Source organism: Okeania sp., assembly GCF_983059655.1.
This window is the reverse complement of sequence record NZ_CEZPJD010000598.1, coordinates 2,651-5,038: the sequence shown is the minus strand read 5'-3', so window position 1 is coordinate 5,038 and position 2,388 is coordinate 2,651. Positions and strand designations below refer to the sequence as shown.

General features: G+C 33.5%; 2 protein-coding genes and 1 pseudogene. 2 read left to right on the top strand and 1 reads right to left on the bottom strand.

The features are described 5' to 3' along the window. Positions 1-453 (top strand): annotated as a pseudogene (locus AC3DU7_RS24910) (polyphosphate:AMP phosphotransferase); the annotation flags it as partial. A gap of 251 nt (positions 454-704) precedes the next feature. Next, on the top strand, positions 705-1,691 hold the full coding sequence (locus AC3DU7_RS24905; protein WP_488041983.1) for a YdcF family protein: 987 nt from the start codon (positions 705-707) through the stop codon (positions 1,689-1,691). 188 nt (positions 1,692-1,879) lie between these two features. Here AC3DU7_RS24905 and AC3DU7_RS24900 read toward each other — a convergent pair whose 3' ends face one another. Beyond that, positions 1,880-2,170 (bottom strand): hypothetical protein, encoded by a 291-nt coding sequence (locus AC3DU7_RS24900; RefSeq protein WP_488041982.1) that lies wholly within the window; start codon positions 2,168-2,170, stop codon positions 1,880-1,882. Positions 2,171-2,388 lie beyond the last annotated feature (218 nt).

Genomic DNA, 2,388 nt, shown 5'->3' with positions numbered 1-2,388 from the left:
TGGAAACAGTTGCCAGAAGCAGGAAATATTGGTATTTTTGACCGCAGTTGGTATGGTCGAGTTTTGGTAGAGCGGGTGGAAAAATTTGCTACAGAGTTAGAATGGCAACGTGCATATCAAGAAATTAATGAGTTTGAGGAACAATTGACCAGTGCAGGTTATGTTTTGGTCAAGTTTTGGTTACATATTAGTCAGGAGGAACAATTAAGGCGATTTACTGAGCGGCAAAATGACCCATTTAAACAGTATAAGCTCACAGCAGAAGATTGGCGCAATCGAGAAAAGTGGGAAGTTTATGAAGTAGCTGTTAATCAAATGATTCAGCGTACAAGCACGGCAACTGTACCTTGGACTTTAATTGCGGGTGATGATAAACATTATGCTCGTGTTAAAGTAATCCAAAAAGTGACAGAAGCAATTAAGGCTCAACTTAATTCCGTTTCACGGAATTAAAAAGTCAAAAGTCAAAAGTCAAAAGTAAGATTTTACAGACTTAAAACTTTGATACTACAGTAATTTCACCGAAATAATTTCAAATCTTTAAAGATGTGAAATTATTTGTGATATCTCTAAAGTGAATTGGTATTAAGTGCCTATAAAATCAGTTGATTTTTATTTTTTATGTTATGAGAAAGCCTGGATCGATCGAGTTAGCTAATTAAGCAAATAATCTAATTTTTTTTAAGGACAAAAATCAAAAAATTATGCTGATAATTTTAACAAGAATAGTATTCTTTATACTGTTAATTTGTATCATCAAGTCACTCTGGGATAGTTCTGGTGGCGATAAGAAAAATTTAATTTCTAAGTTGTTGTTAGTATTTTCAATTATTCTGTTAATACTGGCATTTTATGCACCAGATAGTCCAGTAGGAGCTGCTGTTTTTAGGTTTCTGGCTTTTGCTTTTAAACCGCTCGGTTTTTCGATTATACTTTTGATATATGCGACTACTCTCATATCAAGTGGATCGATAAAAAGTCCAGCTCCAACTCTGATTATTACAGCTTTAATAGTTCTGATAATTTCTAGTTCACCAGTATTTGCTGTATGGGCGGCTCAACAAGCAGAAGAAGATGCTATAGAACTTGTCTCTGTGTCAGCTTGTTGTGACGAAAGTGCTGATGCAATTGTATTATTAGGTCAGGGAACAACTCAACCAGTAATACCGGACAGAATACAAATTCAACTTACTAAAACAGCAGAGCGGATTATTTACGCATCTCAATTATATAAAAAAGGTTTAGCTCCTTATATTATAGTAAGTGCTGGCCCGAGAATTGGAGATGATGATAGTACAGTTGAAGCTATAGATATTAAGAACATTTTGGTTGAATTGGGTGTTCCAGGAAGGGCTATTATTCTAGAACCAGATGGAAGAACTGTTTATGAAAGTGCAATTGAAACAAGGGATATTTTAGATGCAAGAGGTTTAGATCCTACAGTTATTCTTATTACTTCTGCTGTTAATATTCGTCGTGCTAGTTTAACTTTTACTGATATAGGGATGAGGGTTATTCCAGCTCCCACAGACTTTAATACTGTAAATCCTTATGAAGATTCTTCCTATCGTTTTGTACTAGCAGATTTTCTCCCCAATGCCCAAGCACTCTTACTAACTACAGAAGTTTGGGAAGAATATTTAGCTTTATTTTACTATTTCTTACGGGGTTGGTTAGCTCCTGGTTTCTAAGGAAATATTTTTATCTAAATGTATTGTTTTTGCTGAAACTAAATCTAAACTTATGCCCCTCAAAAAATTTGAATAGCAGAGGGGCATTTTTATTATCTTTAATAATTATTTTGATGATAATTTATATTCAAAAAATTCACTACATAATCAGAAGTTAATTTACCTTAATATTCTTCAAAAGATATGATTTATAATGGGTCATAATAACTAGAGGAGATTGTTGGATTGTTGTTTGAATTAGAAGGAGTAGAAGTGGGAGTAGATGGCTGCTCATTTATGCTTTTTTTACCACCAGGGACTAAAAAAGTAACAATCAACCAAACACCTAAAAATATCAATAACAATCTAATCACAAATTCTTGTCCGGGAGGTGTTTTTGGCGGTTTCTTTTTAGGAGCTTCGAGTTTGACTTTAATAGATTCAGTTTTGATACTGTTATCGTCTTCTACATCAAATGAAAGAGAAAATTGCTTGCCCATATTTGTGATTCCTACTGTGACAAATGTTATGGTTAAGATATTAAGATAATTTTAGTAATATTTTGAGTTTAGTTTGAGAAAAAATTATTTAGGAGTCATTTAAGTTATCAGTTATCAGTACTTTTACAATAAAGATGCTTGAAATCTGGAATATTCTCTTTATCTTGGTCAATTTTATCTGGCAAGATTTCCTCGCCATCCCACCCTACGGGAAGCTC